Genomic DNA, 20,179 nt, shown 5'->3' with positions numbered 1-20,179 from the left:
GAACGACACGCACACCACCGAGTCCCGGATGTCCGGCGGGACGCTGGCTTCCGTGGCCGGCCGCCAGCTGTGGACCGGGCTCAAGTTCCTGATCGCGATGACCATAGTCCTCGGGATCGTCTACCCCCTGGTTGTTCTCGGCGTGGGCCAGGTGATCGCCAAGGACCAGGCCGACGGATCCATGGTGACCGACGCCAACGGCGACGTCGTCGGCAGCTCGCTCATCGGGCAGCAGTTCGAGGGCGACGAGTGGTTCGCCGGTCGGCCGTCCGCTGCCGGTGACGGCTACGACGCGCTGTCCTCCGGCGGCAGCAACCTGGCTGCCGACAGCCCCGACCTGCTCGCCCTGATCGACGAGCGGCGGGCCGAGGTCGCCGCGGCCAACGGTGTCGCACCGGAGGACGTGCCGGCCGATGCGCTCACCGCGTCGGCCTCCGGCCTGGACCCGCACATCTCCCCCGCCTACGCGCTGCTGCAGGTGAACCGGGTGGCCACCGCCCGCGGGCTCGACCCGCTGGCCGTGCGTGCCCTGGTGGAGGAGCACATCCAGGGCCCGACATTCGGCTTCCTGGGTGCGGACCGGGTGAACGTCCTCGAGCTGAACCTCGCCCTGCAACGGCTCCAGCCGTGAGCCGGGGGCGGCTGCGGGTCTACCTCGGAGCGGCACCGGGCGTCGGCAAGACCGTCGCGATGCTCTCCGAGGGACTCCGCCGCCGCTCCCGTGGCACCGACGTGGTCATCGGCATCGTCGAGGACCACGGTCGCGAACACACCGCGAGCGCGGGGGGTGACCTGCCGGTCATCCCCCGCGCCACCGTGTACCACCGGGGCGTCGCACTGACCGAGCTGGACGTCGAGGCGGTGCTGGAGCGGCGCCCGGCCGTGGTGCTGATCGACGAGTTCGCCCACACCAACGCGCCCGGCTCCCGCCACGAGAAGCGTTGGCAGGACGTGCAGATGCTGCAGGACGCCGGCATCGACGTGATCACCACCGTCAACATCCAACACCTGGAGTCGCTCAACGACGTGGTCGCCGCGATCACCGGGATCCAGCAGCAGGAGACGGTCCCGGACGCCGTCGTGCGCGCCGCGGACGCCATCGAGCTGGTCGACATGTCGCCCCAGGCCCTCCGCCGGCGGATGGCGCACGGCCACATCTACCCGGCCGAACGCATCGACACCGCGCTGGGCAACTACTTCCGCGAGGGCAACCTCACCGCGCTGCGTGAGCTGGCCCTGCTCTGGCTCGCCGACCGGGTCGAGGAGGGCCTGGAGCGCTACCGCAACGAACGCGGGATCACCGGCACCTGGGCCGTGCGCGAACGCATCGTGGTCGCCCTCACCGGCGGCCCCGAGGGCGCGATGCTGATCCGCCGCGGCGCCCGGATCGCCGGCCGGGTGGCCGGTCGGTCGCTGATCGCCGTGCACGTGGTGCGCTCCGACGGCACCCGCTCCTCCGTCACCGACCCGGCCGAGCTGGAGAAGCAGCGCCTGCTGGCGGAGAAGCTCGGCGGCAGCCTGCAGCTCGTCGTGGGTGATGACATCGCCGCGGCGGTTCTGGATTTCGCGCGGAGTATGAACGGCACCCAGATCGTCGTCGGCGCGTCGACGCACGGCCGGTTCACCCAGCTGGTGCGTTCCAGCACGCTGAACTCGATCGTCCGCGACTCCGGCGACATCGACGTCCACGTGGTCACCCACGACGCCGACTCCTCCCGCAAGCGTGCCATCGCACCGGACCTGGCGCCGCGACGGCGGCGCTGGGTGGCCTGGACGGCCGCACTGCTGGTGCCGATCGGACTCGCCGGCGCCCTGCTCCCGCTGCGCGACGGGCTCGGCCTGCCGTCGGTGCTCCTGGTCTTCCTGCTCGGCGTCCTGGCCAACGGACTGATCGGCGGCACGGTGCCCGCGGCGGTCAGCGCCGTCATCGCCGGCGTGCTGGCCAACCTGCTGTACACGCCGCCGATCGGTTCGCTCACCATCGCGCAACCGCAGAACATCTTCGCGCTGGCGGTCTTCGTCGCCGTCGGCGTCTCGGTCGCCTCGATCGTGGATCGTTCGGCGGCACGGGCCCGCTCGGCCGCGAAGGGCCGGGCGGAGGCCCAGCTGCTGGCATCGGTGGCCACCGACAGCCTGACCGCCACCGACGGGGTCACCGCCGTACTGGACCGCGCGCGGATCGGTTTCGGGATGACCACCGTTGCCCTCCGCGAGGTCGGCAGCGGCGAGAAGTCCTGTCTGTCCGGCCTTCCCGTGCCACCGGACACCCGTCCCGATCTGACGGTGCCGGCCGGTCGCCATCATGAGCTGCTGCTGTACGGCAGGGTGCTCCCGGCGGCGGACCAGAGCCTGGTCGACGTCTTCGCGGCGCAGGCCGCGCTCGCCGCGGACCGGCTCCATCTGGCCGGCCGGGCCGGCGAGGCCGACCGGCTGCGGCAGGCCGACTCCGTTCGCACCGCCGTACTGGCCGCGCTGTCCCACGACCTGCGGACGCCGTTGGCGACCATCAAGGCCTCGGTGTCCGGTCTGCGGACACACGACGTGACGCTGTCGACCGAGGATCGCGAGGAGCTGCTCAGCTCGACGGCCGAGGCCGCCGACCAGCTCGATGCGGTGCTGACCAATCTGCTCGACCTGTCGCGGCTGCACACCGGCGTGCTCACCCCGCTGCGCCGACCGGTGTCGGTGGACGAAGTGGTGCACGGCGCGTTGCTGGGCATCCCGGTGGACGTGATCGCCGACGAGATCCCGGACGACCTGCCGCTGCTCGACACCGACGGCGGCCTGCTGGAACGGGTGCTGGCCAACATCGTCTCCAATGCCGTCCGCTACACGCCGGAGGGCCGCCGGGTGCGGCTCACTGCCGGACCGGTGGCCGGCGAGAACGGTGACGCCGTGATGATCCGGATCGCCGACCACGGCCCGGGTGTCGCGGAGAAGGACCGGCCCACCATGTTCGCCTCGTTCCAGCGGCTCGGCGACGTCCCGGCCGGCAACGGATTGGGCCTCGGTCTGGCCGTGGCCCGCGGGCTCGCCGACGCCCTGGACGTCTCGATCGAACTCGAGGACACCCCCGGTGGTGGGCTCACCGTGCTGGTCACAGTTCCGGTCGCTGTCCTGTCGAACGGCCCTCAGCCGAGATAGAAGTCGGTCAGCACCGGGCCGAGCAGTCCCGGGTCGGCGACGTGTCCGGGCACCTCGATCGTCACCCGGCGGGCATCGGGCACCAGACCTGCCGCGACATCTGCTGCAGCGCCGAAGAAGTCGACGGGCAGTCCGGCCGAATGCGGGTCGATGGTCGCGCCGGTGGTGAGCAGCACCGGCATGCGTACGCCCGCGAGCAGATCGGCGGGCGGCGCGCCGTCACCGAGGCAGGCGGCGTCGTGGCGCAGAGTCGGCGCGAGCGCCCGTAGCGCCGGCCACACCGGAGCAGCCTCGGCGCCGGCGATCTGCTCGTCGGAGGAGCCTGCCAGCCGCATGAAGAGCCGCAGCGCCTCGTCACGGTCGTCGCGGTCCAGTGCTGCCTCGAGGTCGGACGTGTAGGCACGCCAGGCTCCGAGCATCTCCTCGCCGAGCAGGTACGGCACCTCGTGGACAGCGATCCGGTCGACGGGCAGGCCGGCGGCAGCAGCATGCAGGGCCAGCGCCCCGCCCGACGAAGCGCCGAACAGATGCGCCCGGCCGCCGACGGCGGCGATCACGGTGGCGAGGTCCTCGACCTCTCGCTGCACCGCGTACGGCGGCGTGTCACCGCTGTCGCCGCGACCGCGACGGCGGTAGACCACCGCACGAAAGTCGCCGGCCAGATGTTCGGCCAGCGGGACGTTCTCGCTGCCGTCGTCCAGTCCGCCGCTGACCAGGACTACCGCGGGGCCGCGGTTCCCGAAGACGTCGAACCCGATTGCGGTGCCGTCGGCCGATCGTATGTGGGGCATCGTCCGCTCCTTCGCTTGATTACTCCTAGTCTAGGAGTAATCAGTGTCGAAGAGGAAGTACTATGGGTTTCGTGCGTAGCTATCACGATCTCTGCGGCATCGCCCGGGCCCTCGATCTCGTCGGGGAGCGCTGGGCGCTGCTCGTGGTCCGCGAGTTGCTGTTCGGGCCGAAACGCTTCGCCGATCTGCACCGTGGACTCCTGGGCACGAGCCAGAACGTCCTGACCCAACGACTGCGCGAGCTGCAGGACGCCGGGATCGTCACCCGGAGGCGCGGGCTGCCACCCGCCACCGGACTGGTCTACGAGTTGACCGGGCGCGGGCGGGATCTGGAGCCGGTGTTGCTGGCGTTGGGCCGCTGGGGCAGCCCGCTGCCACCCGGACCGGACTCCGCCCGTGCGCTGAGCCCGGACGCGCTGATGGTTGCCCTGCGCACGACCTTCCAGCCCTCGGCGATCGTCGGGACGGGCGGCACCGTCCAGGTCCGGCTGCCCGATGACGGGTTCCTGCTGACCGTGTCCGGCGGGCGCCTGGTTGTCGTACGGGCGGAGGAACCTGCCGACTGCCTTCTCGCTGCAACGGTGCGGGTCGTCCAGGATCTGGTGTTCGACCACCGGCCGCTCGACGATGCGGTGCGCTCCGGCGACGCCCGGGTCGAGGGCGACACCGGGCTGCTGACGCGGGTCCTCACGGCTTTCGACGATCATCGTCGGTCCTGACAGTGCGCGTCACCTAGGATCGGTGGCCCGCAACGACCGCTGCCGGGCAACGACGCACCGATAGGGAACACATGATCCGCCGACTCGCCTGGGTGACCACCGCCGGCACCCGTGGCCTGGACGAGGACGAACCGCCGGCTCTGCCCGCGCTGGCCGATGCCGGGGTCGAGGTGCAGGTGGTCGAGTGGACCGACCCGGCCGTGGACTGGTCGGCGTTCGACCGCGCGGTGCTGCGGTCGGCCTGGGACTACCCCGAGCGGCTCCCGGAGTTCCTGGCCTGGCTGGACCGGGTGGACGCGGTGACCGAGGTGGTGAACCCGCCGGCCATGGTGCGGTGGAGCACCGACAAGAGCTACCTCGCCGAACTGGCCGACGCCGGCGTCCCGATCACGCCCACTCGCTTCCTGCCACCCGGTGCCGGCGCAGAGTTCCCGGACGGGGACTTCGTGGTGAAGCCGGCCGTCGGGGCCGGCAGCCGGGACGCCGCCTCCTACGGCGCCGATCAGCACGACATCGCCACCGGCCACATCGACCGGCTGCACCGCGACGGCCGGACCGTGCTGGTGCAACCGTTCCTGACATCGGTGGCCACCGACGGCGAATGGCCGATGGTGTTCTTCGGCGGGCGGTTCAGCCATGCCGCGAGCAAGCGCGTCGCGCTCCCCCGCGCCGCCTCCATCGACGAGATGTTCGCCGCGGAGACGAACGTCCCGCACGACGCCACCGCGGACCAGGTCGAGGTGGCGCAGGCCGCCGTCGACCTGGTGACCGCCAGGTTCGGCGTCCCGACCTACGCCCGCGTCGATCTGGTCCGCGACAACAACTGCCGCTACTGCGTTCTCGAGGTCGAGCTGGTCGAACCCTCCCTCTTCCTGCCGCACACCGGGCCCGCCGCGGTCGGGATGCTGGTCGAGGCCTTCACCCGCTGACCGTCCGTTCCACCCGGGCCAGCCACTCGCCGATCAACGCGCGCAGCAACTCCGGCTGCTCGTGCGGGAGGGCATGGCCGGCGTGGTCCAGCACGGCCAGGGTCGCCCCGGGCCACTGCTGCGCAAGATCCGCCGTCGCCGCCCAGCCCACGGTCGAGTCCCTGCGACCCGCGACCAACAGGGCCGGTCCCGGGTACGGCGGCAGATCACCCGTGATCTCCCACTTTCCGCCGATCCGCTGCATCACCTCCTGGTCGACCAGGTCGGCGGCGGGCTCCACGAACTCGCGGTATCTCTCGAGCATTTCCGGGGTGTGCACGACGAAGTAGTCGCGGAACCCGTCGTCACCGATCTCGGATCCACCCGGTACGGCGTGGTGCGCAGGCACATCCCTGGCGCCGGGCAGCAGCGGACAGATCAGCGCAGCACCGGCAACGAGTTCCGGTTGTCGGCAGGCCAGGGCCCGGGCGTAGTAGGCGCCTGCGGAATGACCGACGAGGAGAACCGGTTGTCCGCCGGAGACCTTCCTGGCGAGATCGAGGAGCACGGCCAGCACGTCGTCGGCGCTGCTGAGCGACGCGGGCGCGGGTGTGCGGCCCATCCCGGGCAGGTCGGGATAGATCCGCCGCCATCCCTGCAGTCCGGCGAAGGTGGGTTCGACGCACGCCTCGGTTTCGCGGTGATCCACGCCGGCGCCGTGCAGCACGATCACCGGCCGTCCGTCACCGTGCACCACGTGGTGGACGTCGACGCCGGCCGCGCGCAGTGTCGGCATCAAGCGACTCCGGAGGCGATCTTGTCGAGATCCCGCACGGCGTAACGGTGGTGCTCCCACTCCTCCTCGAGCACGGTGTGCAGGCAGGACAGCACGCTCTCCTGGTGCTGCGGGGCCCAGGGGTTCTGCCGTGGTTCGGCGAGCTGCTCCGCGGTGACGTCGCCGAGGTAGGCGGTGACCATGCCCACCCGGTCGGCGCGGGTCTCGAGCACCTGCGCCCAGGTCGGCGGGTCTGCGGCGAACACGGACATGTCGAAGCCCTCATCACCGGCACCCGCGTTGGTCAGGCCGAACCGGTGGTACGGCTGCTCCAGCCCGAGAGCGGCCTTGCCCAGCCAGATGTCGGTGGCGAGCACCAGGTGCCGCAGCGTCTCGGCGAAGGACCACTCGTCGTCGATCCGGATGTCGACGGTGCCGGCCGGCATGGCCTCCGCGCGGGACACCGTCGCCGCCCAGGTCTCCTGCAGGACGGACCACGCCGCCCGCAGCGACTCCGGATCTCCCGCCCGGCGCTGCGACCGACCGGGGAACCGCCGGTCGAGCTCGGCATCGACGAACGGCGTCACGTCGACACCGTTGACCCACAACGGATCCCGGCTCTCGATCAACCAGGGTGAGTCGATCTCGCCGCCGGCGATGTCCGACCCGCGGATCATCGCCCCGGACAGGTCGACACCGTCGAAACGGGCGCCGCGGAGGTTCACGTTCGTGAACCGGGCACCTCTCAGGTCGTCCGATCGCGAGAACTCCGTCGGCATGGTGCTCCTCCTCGTCGTGAGGGTGATCGTCGTTGACTGCACCGCCATCGTGCCGGACAGGTCCGACAGTCGCCCGACCTGTTGACCGCCTCGCCGACTTGTCTTACTGTCGTAGTACAGCGGTGGTAGAAACGTGGCGAGGTCGGCGACGAGGAGGTCCGCGGGTGATCGAGTTCGTGCTGGACGGGCGCTCGAAGGTCAACACCTACATGCAGTTGGTGCAGCAGGTGCGGCAGGCACTGCGGGTCGGTCTGCTCGACCCGGGTGATCAGTTGCCGAAGGTGCGCGATGTCGCGCAGGCGCTCGCGATCAATCCCAACACGGTGCTCAAGGCCTACCGGGAGCTCGAGTTCGAGGGACTGGCCGAAGGGCGGCCCGGCGTCGGCACTTTCGTGACCGCCACCCTCGCCGGGGAGTCATTGGCACATCATCCCGCCCTGCAGGCCGAGCTGGCCGACTGGTTGCAACGGGCGCGGGCAGCCGGCCTCACGGTCGAGGACGTGGTCGCCCTGTTCGACACCACCGTCCGGGCCGCCACGGCCGACGACCTCTCCCGACGCTGACTCCCCGCACCGACTCCCGGCATTGACGAAAGGGATGTGTTCCATGGGCATGGTTCTCGAGGCCGACGGGCTCGGCAAGCGGTACGGGAGCAGGTGGGCGCTGCAGGACTGTTCGTTCACCCTGCCGGAGGGTCGGGTGGCCGCGCTGGTCGGACCGAACGGCGCCGGCAAGAGCACATTGCTCCAACTGGCCGTCGGACTGCTCCGGCCCGACGCCGGCAGTGTGCGCATCTTCGGCCAGGATCCGTACGACAACGTCGATGTACTGGCCGATCTGGGCTTCGTCGCGCAGGACACGCCGCTCTACCGCGACTTCACCGCCGCGGAGCTCGTCCGGATGGGCGGGAAGCTCAACCGGTCGCAGTGGGACGGGTCGGTGGCCCGTGTCCGGCTCGCGCAGCTCGGCATCCCGCCGGACAAGAAGGTCGGCACCCTCTCCGGCGGTCAGCGCGCGCAGGTGGCACTGGCCCTGGCCCTGGCGAAACGTCCGCGGCTGCTGCTGCTCGACGAGCCGGTGGCCAGCCTGGACCCGTTGGCCCGGCACGAGTTCCTGCAGGCGCTGATGGGCAGCGTGGCCGAGACCGGGACCACCGTCCTGCTGTCGTCGCACCTGCTGGCCGACCTGGAACGGGTCTGCGACCAACTGGTGCTGGTGCGCAGTGCGCAGGTGCAGCTGGCCGGCGCGATCGACGACATCCTCGACGAGCACCGGCGTCTCATCGGTCCGCGGCACGACGGCCGGCCGATCCCCGGCGTCGCGACGGTGATCCGGGAGAGCCACACCGACCGCCAGTCGACCCTGCTGGTCCGGACGAACGGGCCGGTCGACGAAGGGCTGTTCACCTCGTCCGAGGTCGGCCTGGAGGACCTGATCCTGGCGTACCTGGACGAGCCGGCACCGGTCGGGAGCCACAGCGCCTGGGGGGTGCCGGCATGATCTGGCTGGTCTGGCGGCAGCACCGTCGGCAGGCACTCTTCGCCGTTCTCGGCCTGCTGGCCCTGGCGGCGTTCGTGGTGCCGAGCGGCCTCGGGATGCGCCGCTCCTACGACGATCTCGGCCTCGGGTGCATCCAGGCGGCCGGTGACGGCGATCTGCCCGGCACCTGCCTCGATGCCATCCGTACGTTCACCTCGCAGTACTCGATCGAAGGATCGCTGAGCATCCTGCTGATGTTCGTGCCGATGCTGATCGGGATCTTCTGGGGCGCACCGCTCGTCGCGCGGGAACTCGAGCACGGCACGCACCGGCTGGTGTGGACCCAGGGAGTCAGCCGGCGGCAGTGGGCGGTGGCGAAGTTCGGCCTCGTCGGCGGATTCACCCTGCTGGTCGCGCTGGTCTTCGGGTTCGGGGTGTCCTGGTGGATGGCGCCGCTGAACACCGCCGGCATCCCGCGGTTCGATGTGTTCAACTTCGACGTCGGTGGTCTCGCCCCGGTCGGCTACACGCTGTTCGCGCTGGCCCTCGGCATCGTCGGGGGAAGCCTGTGGCGCAAGGTGCTGCCGGCGATGGCGGCGTCGTTGGTGGTGTTCATCGGCGTGCGGGTCGCCGTCACCGCCTTCGCCCGGCCACATTTCGCCGCGCCGGTCGAGCGCGGCACCTCGGTCGAGGTGCTGGACACCGGGGTGGATCCCCTGGCGGGCGACTGGGTCCAGGGCATGGAGGTGCGGGCCGCCGACGGCTCGCTGCTGATGGACCATGCGTCCACGGTCTGCAACCCGGGCGCCGACGACTGCGGTTCCATGACCGGCGCCGTCAACTGGGTGATGTACCAACCCGGCGACCGGTACTGGATGTTCCAGCTCATCGAGACCGGCATCTACGTCGCGCTGGCCGGGGTGCTGCTGTGGTTCGCCTTCCGCCGAGTGCGGCAACTCGCCTGAATCAACGCAACAGCCCTAGCGGGCCGCCCCTGACGGGATGGGAGGCGCTGAGCAACTGCTGACCGTCGACGGTGACCACGACTGCGGCGTCCCGGCGGTCGGCGCTCGGATCGAGTTGGCTGAGCGGATCGACGCAGAGGTAGGCGGAGGACATCAGGCGCACGATCGTGGGACGGGACGGTGGCACCAGAACCGTCTCCCCCGCAACTTCCATGCCGGGCGGCAGGGTGGTGACAAAGTGGGTGCCCGACACGTCCAGAGCCCGCAGCACCGGGTCGACGGTGATCTCGATCGGCGAGTCCGAGTTGTTGAACAGCTCCAGTGCCCAGCCGTAGCCGGTGGGGTCCTTGATCACTCGAGCGGACAGGCCCGGATCGTGCGCGTCGGACAGTCGGCGGAGTTCGGCGGAAGGCGTGGCCTCGCAGGCTGTCGGGGTGTTCGACTGCTCCGTGCGGTGGGTGGGCGGGATGTCCTCGAGGCCGAGAAGTGCTCCGAGATCGGGATAGTCTCTGCCGCACCAGGTGTCGATCCGGGCCGGCCTGATCAGTTCGCCGGACGACACCCTGAGCACCGCGAACCACGGCGAGGGTGGCACGGCCATCGGCAAACATCCGACGACCATGTCGTCTTCCCGCTCCCGGCGTTCGAGGTCGGCGGCGAACCGTTCGGCGTCCTCTGCTGCACTGATAAACCACTGCGCCACGCGGCCGGCCTGTTCGTCGGTGAGATCCCACTGCTCGCCGACGTTGCCGTCGTCGAACCGACAGACTGTGCCGCCCACGAACGTCATGTCATCGGTCACGGTGACCGCCTGTTGGGTGCCGTCGGCGTAGGTGCCACCGCAGTAGCCCGCCTGTGCCGGGCCGGGCAGATCCACCGGGTCCGGGACGTACGCGGCCGTCGGGTCGGAGGTCACCGCCGACTGCGCGGTCGACCCGACGGTCGGCGGCGTCACGGGACCGACGGAGCCGACGCGGCGGGCCGAGACCACCCACACCACCGAGGCCACCAACGCCACCGCGGCGGCCACGGCCACCGCGGACACGAACTGGCGGGAGGAACGGCGACGCACGACCGGCGCGGGCATCGTGTCGACGTCGATCCCCCGCGCCGCGGCGGCCAGCGCGGCGGTCACAACGTTCTCGGTGTCGGTCAGGTCCAGGTCGTCGGACACGTCAGGTCCCATCGGAATCCCCGATCTGAAGGATCTTCTGCACGGCCAGCAGCGCCCGCCGGGCGGCGGTGGCAACAGCGGCGGAGGTGGTGCCGAGGCTCTCGGCGGTGTCGGCGAGCGAGAGGCCGACGTAGTAGCGCAGCACCAGGATCTGACGCTGCCGGACAGGGAGCTCCCGGATCGCCCCGAGGACCTCGCCGAACCCCTCGGCGGCGAGCACCTCGTCCTCGGCGGCGGGATGCGACCCGGCCGCCGGAGCCCGGAACAGCCGGCGGGTGCGTCGCCGGCGCAGCGCCGACGTCGCACCGTTGGTGACGCTGCGCCGGAGATAGGCGAGCCGCCGGTCCGGCGCCACCTCGTCGAGGTGGGCGATCAGGCCGGCGAAGGCATCCTGCACCGCGTCCTCGGCGACCTGCCGGTCGTTGGTCATCAACGCGGCCATCCGGACCAGGGGTGTGAAGTGGTCATGGTGCAGGTCCTCGATCGACAGCAGCGGCACCGCCCCGACGGGAGACGGCAGGTCGACCACCGGCTCGTCCGCTGCCACCACCGCTCCCCCCTCCACACCCACCGGACGGTGCCGGTTCCGGCCCCGCACCGATACAGACGCCCGACGCAGGAAAACATGACATCCGGCGTTGCCCGGCCGCCAGGTCGGGAACTCCCGGACCATGACGTCGACCGGCCGGTACTGGGGCGCGCTGCTGCTGCTCGTCGTGGTACTCACCGCTGCGGTCGTGCCCGCCGTGCTCCGCAAGGAGTCCGGGCGGGCGACGGTGGAACCGGCGATCGCCGCACCAGCACGCGGACAGTGCCTCACCGCACCGCTGCCGCTGACCTCGGCCGGCACCTTCGGCCCCGCGGTCTACGGGCCGTGCACGGACGTCCGCTTCGGCGAGATCGCCGGAGTGCTCGACGAACTGCCCTCGCTCTACCTCGGCGATGCGATCGGCGGGGACGCCTGCCCGCCGACCGCGGCCCGACGGCACCTGGGCATCCCGGAGGGGGCATCGCTGCGGGAGCCGCCGTGGCTGACCGACCTGACCCGGCCGTGGCAACCGGCGCTCGGGATCCGGCTGATCGCCGTCGGCCCGTCCCAGCGGCAGCAGATCGACGGGCAGCGGTGGATCGCCTGCGTGCTCGCCCCGGACACGCCGCTGACGCCGGCCTCGTCGGTCGACCGGCCGTACACCGGCAGCTTCGCCGGGCTCTACGCCAACGGCGTCCCACCCGCCGCGGCCGGCACCTGCTACCGGAACTTCGACGAACCGTTCCCGAACCCGATGGACTGCGACCGACCGCACCTGTACGAGTCGTTCGCGACGCTGGACACGCACGACCTCGTCGTCACCCAGGAGCAGGCGGACGCGGACTGCCTCGTGATCGCCGCGCACGACATGGGGACAGAGGATCCCACCCGGGGCGGCGTGCTCCAGGTGGCCGCGCACGGGTTCGCCCCGGTCGAGGCCGGCGGCTGGCGGCCGGGCCTGTCCACCGAACGGGGTTCCTACGCCCAGTGCCTGATCAGGGGAACCCAGGCGCGGATGCTGTCGTCCTCGCTGATCGGGCTGGGTGAGGCACCGATCCCGTGGACGTCCTGATCGTGCGCGGCGGAGCACCACGGGGTGTCGGCGCTTCCCCGGCGGTCACCCTGGGGTCGCTCCGTCCAACCGGTGGATGAAGATCAGCAGGGACCCGATCGTGCACTTCCCGCACACCGCGGCTTCACGGGAAACTGACAGTACGACATCGCCACTACGATCGGAGAGGGTCTGCCCCCGGACTCCCGACGCCGTGAGGAGATCAGCACCTGTGGACCAGCAGCGCATCCACAGCCTGATCCGTTCGCTCGCCCTGGAGATCGAGCTCGGCGAGTCCTCGGATCTGATCGAGGCCGTCCGGATCCTCGGTGAGACCCAGCAGCAGCTCGACGAGATCCTGCTGCCGCTGATCCCCTTCCTGACCGGCCGTTACCTCGTCGCCGCGCAGGAGAAGTTCGGGCTGGAGCCCGACGAGCTCGCCGCGATGACCGGTCTCCCCCTCGAGCGCGTACTGGCTGTCCTCGCCCCGCACCGGTGATCGACGAGGACGGTCTGCGGCGGGCGATCATCCGGACGGCTCTCGACTACCGCGACGGCGATCATGACGAAGATGCCGAATGGCTGGTGCCGGTGGCGGCGGAGTTCATCGGTCCCGGGTCCCATGAAGTCGCACTTGACGTCCTGCGGACGCGGGCGGACCCGGAGCGGGTGGTCGCCGCCGGTCTGTTCCAGCGCTGGTCCCTGCAAGGGCCGTCGGGCGGCTGGCGGCCGGGAATGATCGACGACCTTGCCCGGATCTCAGCCGGTACCGATCAGATGGATGTGCTGACCGCTCTTGTTCGGGCCCTGGTCGCCCTCGGGGACGATCGTGCATTTCCTGTGCTCGCCTCCCGCGTGAGCGATCCGGACCCCGACATCCGCTGGGTGTGCGCACTCGAACTGCCCGGGGCCGTCGACTGGACCGCCGACCCGCTGGCCGGCAGAGCGGAACTGGTCGATCTGGCCCGAGATCCCGACGAGCACGTCCGGGAATGGGCCCTTTTCGCGATCGGAAGCCAGAGTCCTTTTGACGGCTCCGACATCCGCGAGCTGCTTGTCGAGAGCACGCTGGACCCGGTCGAGGCGGTCCGCCACGAGGCACTCCGCGGTCTGGCCAGACGACGCGACAGGAGGGCGACCCCCGGCATCACCTACCTCCTGGAGCAGAACGAGGTCAGCAGTCAGACGTTGTTCGCAGCGGCCATGCTCGGTGATCCGTCGCTGATGCCACTGCTGCGCACAGTCGAGGAGCGAGAAGACTCCGAGCCGACCGGCGAGATCGACGAGCTCCGGCTGGCTCTGCTGACCTGCGATCCCCGGCGGCGGGAGCAGCTCGCTACCTTCGGCCAGGACCTTCTCGAGGAATTGCACCGACTGCACCCCGGTGGCGCGTGGTCCCTGCACTGCGAGAAATTCGAGGGCGACGTTGTTCTCAGCGGTCCGGGGTCCGGATGGACGTGGGCGCTGGACCCGCTGCGTCGGCGGGCCGGCGACAATGCAGCGCGGGCAGCGCGTCTTGCAGTGCAGGATCTGGCCCAGGAGTCCTGAGAATCAACGGCCGGCGCGCTGCAGGGCGGACTCCAGCCCGGTCATGTCGGCGACGTCGTAGAAGGCGACGGGTCCGTGCGCGCCGTGGTCCCACTCCAGTCCGGAGTTCGGCGGAGCGGCGATGGTCCCACGCCGCCTGAATGTCCGATCGCCGAACTCCACGGTCAGGTGGGTGCCGTCCCGGGACATCCGCCGGCGCACGGGGTGGCCACCCAGCGGCACCTCGCGCACGGCCCGGCGGGTCATCATGATCGCCCTGCGGTCGGTGAGCGCGTACTGCACCCCGCGCTTCAGCCGCTGCTTCCACCAGAACCGGCCGAGCAAAGGCACACCGCCGAGGACCAGCATCACCGGGCCGAGCACGCGGAGCGGGACCGGTGCTGGGGTCACATTCACGCCGATGGTCCAGGTGATCATGAAGCCGAGCCAGAGCACCGTGACCGGGATGAGGTAGGCGTCGTGGTGCGAGAACCTGCGCGCCGGATCAGGCCCACCCGTCCACAGCAGCTGCTCGTCGGGCCGGAGCTCGGCGGTCACGGATCGAACGGGAACCTCCGGGTACATCGGCCCACCCCCTGCCGATGCCGTCCACCCCGACTGTGATCACCACCCTACCGGCGTACCGGCGTCACACATTCGCAGGTCGCAGCCGGGTGATCGGGCGCTAGAGTCGGAAGAACCGTCCCGGAGGGCCGTTCCTCCCGACGAAAGGAGCGGACCCCTGATGATCCGACTGCTGCTCGGGGGCGCCATCGGATACGTGCTCGGGTCCCGCGCGGGGCGGGAACGCTACGAGCAGATCAAGCGCTGGTCCGCCCGGGCGGTCGACCATCCGGCGGTCCAGGGTGCCGCGGGTGTGTTCCGCGCCAAGGCCGGTGAGCTGCTGCACCGCTGACCCACCGGCAACCACCGGCAGGAGCGAGCTCAGCCCTCCAGCTTCTTGCGCTCCTGCTTCTCCAACTTCTTGCGCTGCTTCGCAGACAGCCGCTTGACGTCGACACCGGCCCAGAACGCCAGCCCGCGCACCCGGATCCGCACCCGCGGGGTCTCGGTCGGCCGCGGCACGCTGCTCTCGAAGGCGCCCATGATCCCGACGCCCTCCATGTCCACCTGGACGTCGTCCGGCACCCGGATCTCCACCCCGGCCATGATCGCGACAACGGTGATCACCACCTCGTCGGACAGGAAGATGGCGTTGGTGAGGTCGATGTCGACGCCGCCCATGATCGTGGTGATCGTGTAGGTCGGGCCGATCACCCACTCGCCCTTGCGTTCCGCGCCGCCGAGGATGGCGATGGCCGGGCCGGCCGGCGACAGCGACCCGGTTGCCGGCAGCGGCATCGGCCCCGACTTCTGCAGCGGCACCGGGGTGGCCACCGGCACCAGCGGGCGGTGCTCCGGCAGGTCCCTGGTGACCGGCTCCAGCTCGCCGAGAGTCTTTGCCTGGTAGACGGTGTCGAGTCGCTCCTGCAGCTCGTCGACGGAGATGCGACCCTCGGACAGCGCTCGGTGCAGCACCCCGGCGACCTGCTCGCGATCGGCGGTGGAGGCGCGCATCGCCTCCGGCCCGGGGAGGTGGGCGTCCGCAGCGCTCATGACCGTCAGGGTAGCGAAGGGCGGTACCGCGACGCCACGGACATGGCGAAGGAGCTCAGCGCACCTGCGGGCGCAGGGCCTCGGCGCGGCGGGACACCAACGCCACCAACGCATCCGATGGTGGCGGGCCAGGTGTGTCCGGCCGGTACTGCACGGTCAGTCCGTCCTGTCCGGCGACCCGGCGCAGCACCACCCACCCGCCGCCGGACCCCTCGATCCGGCCGCTGGCCGCCACCGACCGGCGCACCCGGTCGTGCACGACGTCGGTGAGCCCGCTGCCGGTGCCGAGCCGGAAGTCCTGCGCCACCCGGTCGGCCAGCACGACGGTCCCGTCCGGCCAGGTACCGATCGGGTCGGCGACGACGACCCGGAGCCGGCGGTCCCGCAGCCCGGCCTTGGAAATCAGGGCCCAGTCCCACCGGATGTGGGATCGGTCGACGGGTGCCCACAGCCCGAACCGGGTGGCCACCAGCTCGCCGCCGTCCTCGAGCGGCGCGACCGCGAGCACCCGCTCCTCCGGACCGAGCAGCGGCTGCAGGGACGCCGGGACCTTCCGTCGTCCGCCGAGGCCCAGCAGTGACCGGATCACGAACCGTTCGCCCGTTCCCGCAGGGCGCGCAGGTAGGTCTGCATCTCCATCAGCTCCCCGCTCGCCTCGCCGGCCCGCTCCTGATCACCACGCGCCTCGGCCCGCTGCAATTCCGACCGCAGCTCGGCGATGCGCTGCTCCGCCACCCGGATCGCCAGGACCGCGAGCATCGCGCCCGCGTAGGAGGCGGTGGCCGGACCGAGCGAGCGCAAGGATTCCACCGCGAGCTCGGTGACCAGCGAGCGCAGCGGTCCGGACGGCAACTCGGCGGCGACCCGGTCCACCCACGTGCCCAGGCCCGCACCGGAGGCGGTCCCGGGGCCGCCGGCCTTCAGCACCGCCTGGTGCACCCGGAGGTAGGCGGGGTGCCCGAAAGCGGTGTCGTCGAGGTGGTCGTACCCGGCGGCCAGCAGCTGCGGCTCCTGCAGCACCAGCTTCAGCGCCTCGCGTTCGGCGAACAGCGAGCGGTCGGCGGCGTCCGGCATCCGCGGTGCCGGCGCCTGCTGCTGCGGACCGGAATCCTCCGGGACCGGCGCGGCGGGCCGCGCGTTCTGCTGCGCCCCGCGCTCCCGGTCGGCCTTGGCCTGCCCGCGCACCCGGCGCAGGATCTGCTGGTGGTCGGCGCCGATCAGCCCGGCCAGCCGCAGCGCGTACTCGTCGCGCAGCACGCTGTCCCGGATGCGCGCAACCAGCGGTACCGCCGCCGCGGCCGCGGCCACCGTGCCCTCCGCGGTGTCCAGGTCGAAACGGTCGACGGTGTGCTCGATCGCGAACGCGAACAGCGGCTGCCGCCGGGTGACCAGGTCGCGCACCGCCTGGTCGCCGCGGGCCTGCCGCAGCTCGCACGGGTCCATCCCGTCCGGCGCGACGCAGACGTACGTGCCGGCGGTGAACCGCTGGTCGGACTCGAAGGCCTTGAGCGCCGCCTGCTGCCCGGCGTTGTCGCCGTCGAAGGTGTAGATCACCTTGGCGGTCTCGGAGTCCTGCAGGTACCGGCGGAGCACAGTGATGTGCTCCTCGCCGAAGGCCGTCCCGCAGGACGCCACCGCGGTGGTGATGCCGGACAGGTGCATCGCCATCACGTCGGTGTAGCCCTCGACCACCACCGCGGTCCGCTGTTTGGCGATCTCCCGCTTGGCCAGGTCCAGCCCGAACAGCACCTGCGACTTCTTGTACAGCATCGTCTCGTGCGTGTTGACGTACTTCGCCTCGAGCCGGTCGTCGTCGAAGATCCGGCGCGCGCCGAACCCGACCACGTCCCCTGCCGGATCCCGGATCGGCCAGAGCAGCCGACGGTGGAAGACGTCGATCGGGCCCCTTTGCCCCTGTCGGGACAGTCCCGCCTTCTCCAGTTCGGCCAGCGAGAAGCCCTGTCCGGTCAGCGCTTTCACCAGTCGGTCCCAGCCGGAGGGGGCGAACCCGCAGCCGAAGTGCTGGGTGGCGGCGTCGTCGAACCCGCGGGTGGACAGGTACTCCCGGGCCGGCGCGGCTTCGTCCGTGGCCAGCTGGGCGACGTAGAACTCGGCGGCGGCCTTGTTCGCCGCCAGCAGCCGGGCGCGGGTGCCGCGGTCCAACTTCGGCGCGCTGCCGCCCTCGACCAGGGTGAGGGTGATGTTGCCGCGGTCGGCGAGCCGCTCCACCGCCTCCATGAAGGTGAGATGTTCCATCTCACGCACGAACTCGAAGACGTCACCGCCCTGGCCGCAGCCGAAGCAGTGGTAGCGGCCGCCGGCGCGCGCCGGGCTCACCTGGAACGACGGGGTCTTCTCGTCGTGGAACGGGCAGAGTCCCTTGAGGTTTCCGCCGCCGGCCGGGCGGAGCGCCACGTACTCGGCGACCACCTGGTCGATCCGGTTCGCCTCCCGCACCCGCTCGATGTCCCCATCGGAGATGCGTCCGGCCACCTGAACAGTGTAGGTCGGGATCAGTCCCGCTCGGCCGCGGCGCCGACCAGTTGTGGATCCGTGGGCAGCGGGCGCCGCGGCTCCCGCACGCCGGCGGTGCCGCCGTCGTCCGGCCGCCGACCGCCCGCCGTCGCCTTCCGGCGGCGCCGCACCAGCAGCGCCAACCCACCGGTCAGGACCGTTCCCAGTACCACCAGGCTCTTCCTCATCCACCGAGCCTGACCCGTCGGCATCCCGGCGACCAGGGCTTTCACCGTCGGCGAAGTTCTCCCGCAGCGAACAGCGGGCACCAGGACGGCGGTCGGCCGGTGATCAGCCGGGAGCCAGCCGGCGGTGCCGGTGCAGCGCCTGCGCGTCGGTCAGCAGCGACACCTGGTCCAGCACCACCCGCAGCCGTCCCGCGTCGTCGGCCGCCCGCTTCCAGAACATCAGGAACAACGGGTCGAGCAGCTCCTCCGGACGGTCCGCGGTCGCCGTGACCAGCTCGGTGAGCACCTGCTGCTGCCGTACCTGCAGGGTGCGGCGCTCGGGGTCGGCCATCACGTAGTGCGCGGCCATCGCCTTGAGCACCGCGACCTCGGCCCGCAAGGTGTCCGGAACGACGAGATCGGTGTCGTAGCGGTGCAGTTCGCCCTCCCCCGCGTGCGTCCGGGTGGCGGCGACCGCACCGGTGACGAACCGGCCGGTGAGCTCGCTGGTCACCGCCTTGACCGCAGCAGCACCGGTGGCCCACCGGTCGTCCACCGCGGCGCGCAGCCCGTCTGCGACCGCCGGCAGCCCGAGCAGGTCGTCCAACCGGTGCCGCAGGGTGTCCCGGTCCACCGCCAGGTACCAGGTCGAGGCCACCTCGGCGATCTGCCGGCGTTCGTCGGCCGAAGCCAGCGCGCGCAGGTCGATCCGGCCGGACAGCACGCCGTCCTCGACGTCGTGCACGGAGTAGGCGACATCGTCGGCCCAGTCCATGATCTGGGACTCCAGGCAGCGCGCGGTCGGGTCCGGCACACCGTCCCGCAGCCAATCGAAGACCGCCAGTTCCTCGGCGTAGACACCGAACTTGCCGCCGCCGGGCGGCCGCGTCCACGGGTACTTCAGCACGGCGTCCAGCGCCGCCCGAGTCAGGTTCAGCCCGGCCGGCGCACCATCTGCGTCGAGCACCTTGGTCTCCAGCCGGGTGAGCAGCCGGAGGTTCTGCGCGTTGGCCTCGAACCCGCCGGCCGCCACCCCGACCGCGTCGAGGGCGGTCTCGCCGTTGTGCCCGAACGGCGGGTGCCCGATGTCGTGGGCCAACCCGGCCAGGTCCACCAGGTCCGGATCGGCACCGAGGTGCTCGCCGATGTCCCGGGCGATCTGCGCGACCTCCAGCGAGTGGGTGAGGCGGGTGCGCGGCACGTCGTCCTCGTCCGGGGCGACCACCTGGGTCTTGCCGGCGAGCCGCCGGAACGAGGCGGAGTGCAGCACGCGCGCCCGGTCCCGGGCGAACGGGGCACGCTCCGGCAGGTCGTCGGCCAGCGGCAGGGCGGCCGACTTCGGAGCTTCCGACACCAGCCGGGCGGTGTCGTGCGCGGAGTAGCCGGCGGCGCTCACAGCACCTCCGGTCCCAGGCCGGACGATCCGCCGGTCAGCAGGTAGAAGACGGTGCCGAGCGTCTCCCGGGCGACGTAGAAGTCGGTGATGCCGTCGCGCACCGACGGTCCCTCGGTCACCGGCGAGACCTGCACCTGCAGGCCGAGGTCGGAAGCCATCAGCGCCGCCCGGTGCGCGTGGTAGCCGTCGGTGACCAGCAGCACCGAGGTGATGTCCTCCGTGCGCAGCCGCTGGGCGGCCGCCCGCAGCGAGACCAGCGTGTCGTTGCCGACGCCGACGGCGGTGATCGCGGCGGCGTCGATGCCGGCGTCGGCCAGGTACATCCGGCCGGCCTCGGCCTCGGTGTACCGGTCACCGGTGCGGCTGCCGCCGAGGGTCATGATCTCCGGCGCCAGCCCGTCCCGGTACAGCTCCGCCGCGTGGTCCAGCCGCTCGGAGAACACCGCAGACGGCCGGCCGTCGTACTGCGCGGCGCCCAGCACCAGGATGACGTCCGCCACCGGGCCGGCCGCGGACGGTTCGACGGTGCTGGAGGCGCCGCGGACCACACCGACCGCCACCCCGCCCAGCACCAAGGCGGTCACCAGCAGCGCACCGGCCAGGTACCGGCCGAGGACGCGCAACGCACCGGACACGGCTGCGAT

The 20,179-nt window shown here is 71.4% G+C and carries 23 protein-coding genes; 11 read left to right on the top strand and 12 right to left on the bottom strand.

Annotated features, from left to right (window positions below; genetic code table 11):
* Positions 1 to 28: 28 nt before the first annotated feature.
* Together kdpC and GIS00_RS06335 are read left to right on the top strand one after the other, a co-directional pair.
* Complete coding sequence (gene kdpC, locus GIS00_RS06340) at positions 29 to 631, top strand: potassium-transporting ATPase subunit KdpC (protein WP_154767965.1); 603 nt, start codon at positions 29 to 31, stop codon at positions 629 to 631.
* Positions 628 to 3,144, top strand: coding sequence for an ATP-binding protein (locus GIS00_RS06335; protein WP_322097585.1), 2,517 nt, complete (start codon positions 628 to 630; stop codon positions 3,142 to 3,144). The genes kdpC and GIS00_RS06335 overlap by 4 nt, the downstream gene beginning before the upstream one ends.
* Here the strand turns inward: GIS00_RS06335 and GIS00_RS06330 are convergent.
* The gene (locus GIS00_RS06330; protein WP_154767394.1) at positions 3,132 to 3,935 is read right to left on the bottom strand and encodes an alpha/beta fold hydrolase; all 804 of its coding nucleotides are present in this window, start codon (positions 3,933 to 3,935) and stop codon (positions 3,132 to 3,134) included. The two genes, GIS00_RS06335 and GIS00_RS06330, sit on opposite strands and share 13 nt — an antisense overlap.
* Positions 3,936 to 3,997: 62 nt before the next feature.
* Between GIS00_RS06330 and GIS00_RS06325 the strand changes: the two genes are divergently transcribed.
* Both GIS00_RS06325 and GIS00_RS06320 read left to right on the top strand, forming a co-directional pair.
* On the top strand, positions 3,998 to 4,654 hold the full coding sequence (locus tag GIS00_RS06325) for a winged helix-turn-helix transcriptional regulator (protein ID WP_154767393.1): 657 nt from the start codon (positions 3,998 to 4,000) through the stop codon (positions 4,652 to 4,654).
* Positions 4,655 to 4,725: 71 nt separating this feature from the next.
* Entirely contained in the window at positions 4,726 to 5,583 is an 858-nt protein-coding gene (locus GIS00_RS06320) for an ATP-grasp domain-containing protein (RefSeq protein ID WP_154767392.1), read from the top strand.
* On the opposite strand, the gene GIS00_RS06315 is transcribed toward GIS00_RS06320, so the two are convergent.
* Together GIS00_RS06315 and GIS00_RS06310 are read right to left on the bottom strand one after the other, a co-directional pair.
* Positions 5,573 to 6,358, bottom strand: coding sequence for an alpha/beta fold hydrolase (locus tag GIS00_RS06315; RefSeq protein WP_154767391.1), 786 nt, complete (start codon positions 6,356 to 6,358; stop codon positions 5,573 to 5,575). The two genes, GIS00_RS06320 and GIS00_RS06315, sit on opposite strands and share 11 nt — an antisense overlap.
* Positions 6,358 to 7,116, bottom strand: coding sequence for a DinB family protein (locus GIS00_RS06310; RefSeq protein WP_154767390.1), 759 nt, complete (start codon positions 7,114 to 7,116; stop codon positions 6,358 to 6,360). The genes GIS00_RS06315 and GIS00_RS06310 overlap by 1 nt, the downstream gene beginning before the upstream one ends.
* Positions 7,117 to 7,280: 164 nt before the next feature.
* Between GIS00_RS06310 and GIS00_RS06305 the strand changes: the two genes are divergently transcribed.
* From GIS00_RS06305 to GIS00_RS06295, 3 genes are read left to right on the top strand one after another with little or no spacing between them, the layout of a single operon-like run.
* Positions 7,281 to 7,679, top strand: coding sequence for a GntR family transcriptional regulator (locus GIS00_RS06305; RefSeq protein WP_322097583.1), 399 nt, complete (start codon positions 7,281 to 7,283; stop codon positions 7,677 to 7,679).
* A 43-nt stretch (positions 7,680 to 7,722) separates the two neighbouring features.
* Positions 7,723 to 8,616, top strand: a complete 894-nt coding sequence (locus GIS00_RS06300; protein WP_154767389.1) for an ABC transporter ATP-binding protein — start codon at positions 7,723 to 7,725, stop codon at positions 8,614 to 8,616.
* On the top strand, positions 8,613 to 9,560 hold the full coding sequence (locus GIS00_RS06295) for an ABC transporter permease (RefSeq protein ID WP_154767388.1): 948 nt from the start codon (positions 8,613 to 8,615) through the stop codon (positions 9,558 to 9,560). Before GIS00_RS06300 ends, GIS00_RS06295 begins: the two co-directional genes overlap by 4 nt.
* 1 nt (position 9,561) lies before the next feature.
* On the opposite strand, the gene GIS00_RS06290 is transcribed toward GIS00_RS06295, so the two are convergent.
* Positions 9,562 to 10,746, bottom strand: a complete 1,185-nt coding sequence (locus GIS00_RS06290; RefSeq protein ID WP_154767387.1) for a hypothetical protein — start codon at positions 10,744 to 10,746, stop codon at positions 9,562 to 9,564.
* Positions 10,736 to 11,281, bottom strand: a complete 546-nt coding sequence (locus GIS00_RS28340) for an RNA polymerase sigma factor (protein WP_196073144.1) — start codon at positions 11,279 to 11,281, stop codon at positions 10,736 to 10,738. Before GIS00_RS28340 ends, GIS00_RS06290 begins: the two co-directional genes overlap by 11 nt.
* A gap of 124 nt (positions 11,282 to 11,405) precedes the next feature.
* Here GIS00_RS28340 and GIS00_RS06280 point away from each other — a divergent pair, with 124 nt between their 5' ends.
* The 3 genes from GIS00_RS06280 (at position 11,406) to GIS00_RS06270 (ending at position 13,862) form a co-directional block, all read left to right on the top strand.
* The gene (locus GIS00_RS06280) at positions 11,406 to 12,335 is read left to right on the top strand and encodes a septum formation family protein (RefSeq protein WP_154767385.1); all 930 of its coding nucleotides are present in this window, start codon (positions 11,406 to 11,408) and stop codon (positions 12,333 to 12,335) included.
* 211 nt (positions 12,336 to 12,546) lie between these two features.
* Positions 12,547 to 12,813 (top strand): hypothetical protein, encoded by a 267-nt coding sequence (locus GIS00_RS06275; protein WP_154767384.1) that lies wholly within the window; start codon positions 12,547 to 12,549, stop codon positions 12,811 to 12,813.
* A complete protein-coding gene (locus GIS00_RS06270; protein WP_154767383.1) occupies positions 12,810 to 13,862 on the top strand; it encodes a HEAT repeat domain-containing protein in 1,053 nt (350 codons plus the stop codon). Before GIS00_RS06275 ends, GIS00_RS06270 begins: the two co-directional genes overlap by 4 nt.
* 3 nt (positions 13,863 to 13,865) lie before the next feature.
* Here GIS00_RS06270 and GIS00_RS06265 read toward each other — a convergent pair whose 3' ends face one another.
* Positions 13,866 to 14,399, bottom strand: coding sequence for a hypothetical protein (locus GIS00_RS06265; protein ID WP_154767382.1), 534 nt, complete (start codon positions 14,397 to 14,399; stop codon positions 13,866 to 13,868).
* 187 nt (positions 14,400 to 14,586) lie between these two features.
* Between GIS00_RS06265 and GIS00_RS26830 the strand changes: the two genes are divergently transcribed.
* A complete protein-coding gene (locus GIS00_RS26830; protein WP_196073143.1) occupies positions 14,587 to 14,757 on the top strand; it encodes a hypothetical protein in 171 nt (56 codons plus the stop codon).
* Positions 14,758 to 14,786: 29 nt separating this feature from the next.
* Here GIS00_RS26830 and GIS00_RS06260 read toward each other — a convergent pair whose 3' ends face one another.
* From GIS00_RS06260 to GIS00_RS06240, 6 genes are all read right to left on the bottom strand, one after another.
* Positions 14,787 to 15,458 carry a DUF1707 SHOCT-like domain-containing protein gene (locus GIS00_RS06260; RefSeq protein ID WP_154767381.1) on the bottom strand — a complete coding sequence of 224 codons (672 nt, stop codon included), beginning with the start codon at positions 15,456 to 15,458 and terminating at the stop codon, positions 14,787 to 14,789.
* A 55-nt stretch (positions 15,459 to 15,513) separates the two neighbouring features.
* Positions 15,514 to 16,047 carry a hypothetical protein gene (locus tag GIS00_RS06255; protein ID WP_154767380.1) on the bottom strand — a complete coding sequence of 178 codons (534 nt, stop codon included), beginning with the start codon at positions 16,045 to 16,047 and terminating at the stop codon, positions 15,514 to 15,516.
* A complete protein-coding gene (gene dnaG / locus GIS00_RS06250; protein WP_322097582.1) occupies positions 16,044 to 17,951 on the bottom strand; it encodes a DNA primase in 1,908 nt (635 codons plus the stop codon). The genes GIS00_RS06255 and dnaG overlap by 4 nt, the downstream gene beginning before the upstream one ends.
* A 20-nt stretch (positions 17,952 to 17,971) precedes the next feature.
* The gene (locus GIS00_RS26825) at positions 17,972 to 18,160 is read right to left on the bottom strand and encodes an LPXTG cell wall anchor domain-containing protein (protein ID WP_196073189.1); all 189 of its coding nucleotides are present in this window, start codon (positions 18,158 to 18,160) and stop codon (positions 17,972 to 17,974) included.
* Between the two features lie 103 nt (positions 18,161 to 18,263).
* Complete coding sequence (locus GIS00_RS06245; protein WP_322097581.1) at positions 18,264 to 19,535, bottom strand: deoxyguanosinetriphosphate triphosphohydrolase; 1,272 nt, start codon at positions 19,533 to 19,535, stop codon at positions 18,264 to 18,266.
* Positions 19,532 to 20,170 (bottom strand): YdcF family protein, encoded by a 639-nt coding sequence (locus GIS00_RS06240; protein ID WP_322097580.1) that lies wholly within the window; start codon positions 20,168 to 20,170, stop codon positions 19,532 to 19,534. The genes GIS00_RS06245 and GIS00_RS06240 overlap by 4 nt, the downstream gene beginning before the upstream one ends.
* Positions 20,171 to 20,179 lie beyond the last annotated feature (9 nt).

Origin of the sequence: Nakamurella alba, assembly GCF_009707545.1 — a bacterium.
Taxonomy (GTDB): Bacteria; Actinomycetota; Actinomycetes; order Mycobacteriales; family Nakamurellaceae; genus Nakamurella; species Nakamurella alba.
Note: the sequence above shows the minus strand (reverse complement) of the source record. Positions and strands in the feature narration are given on the sequence as shown.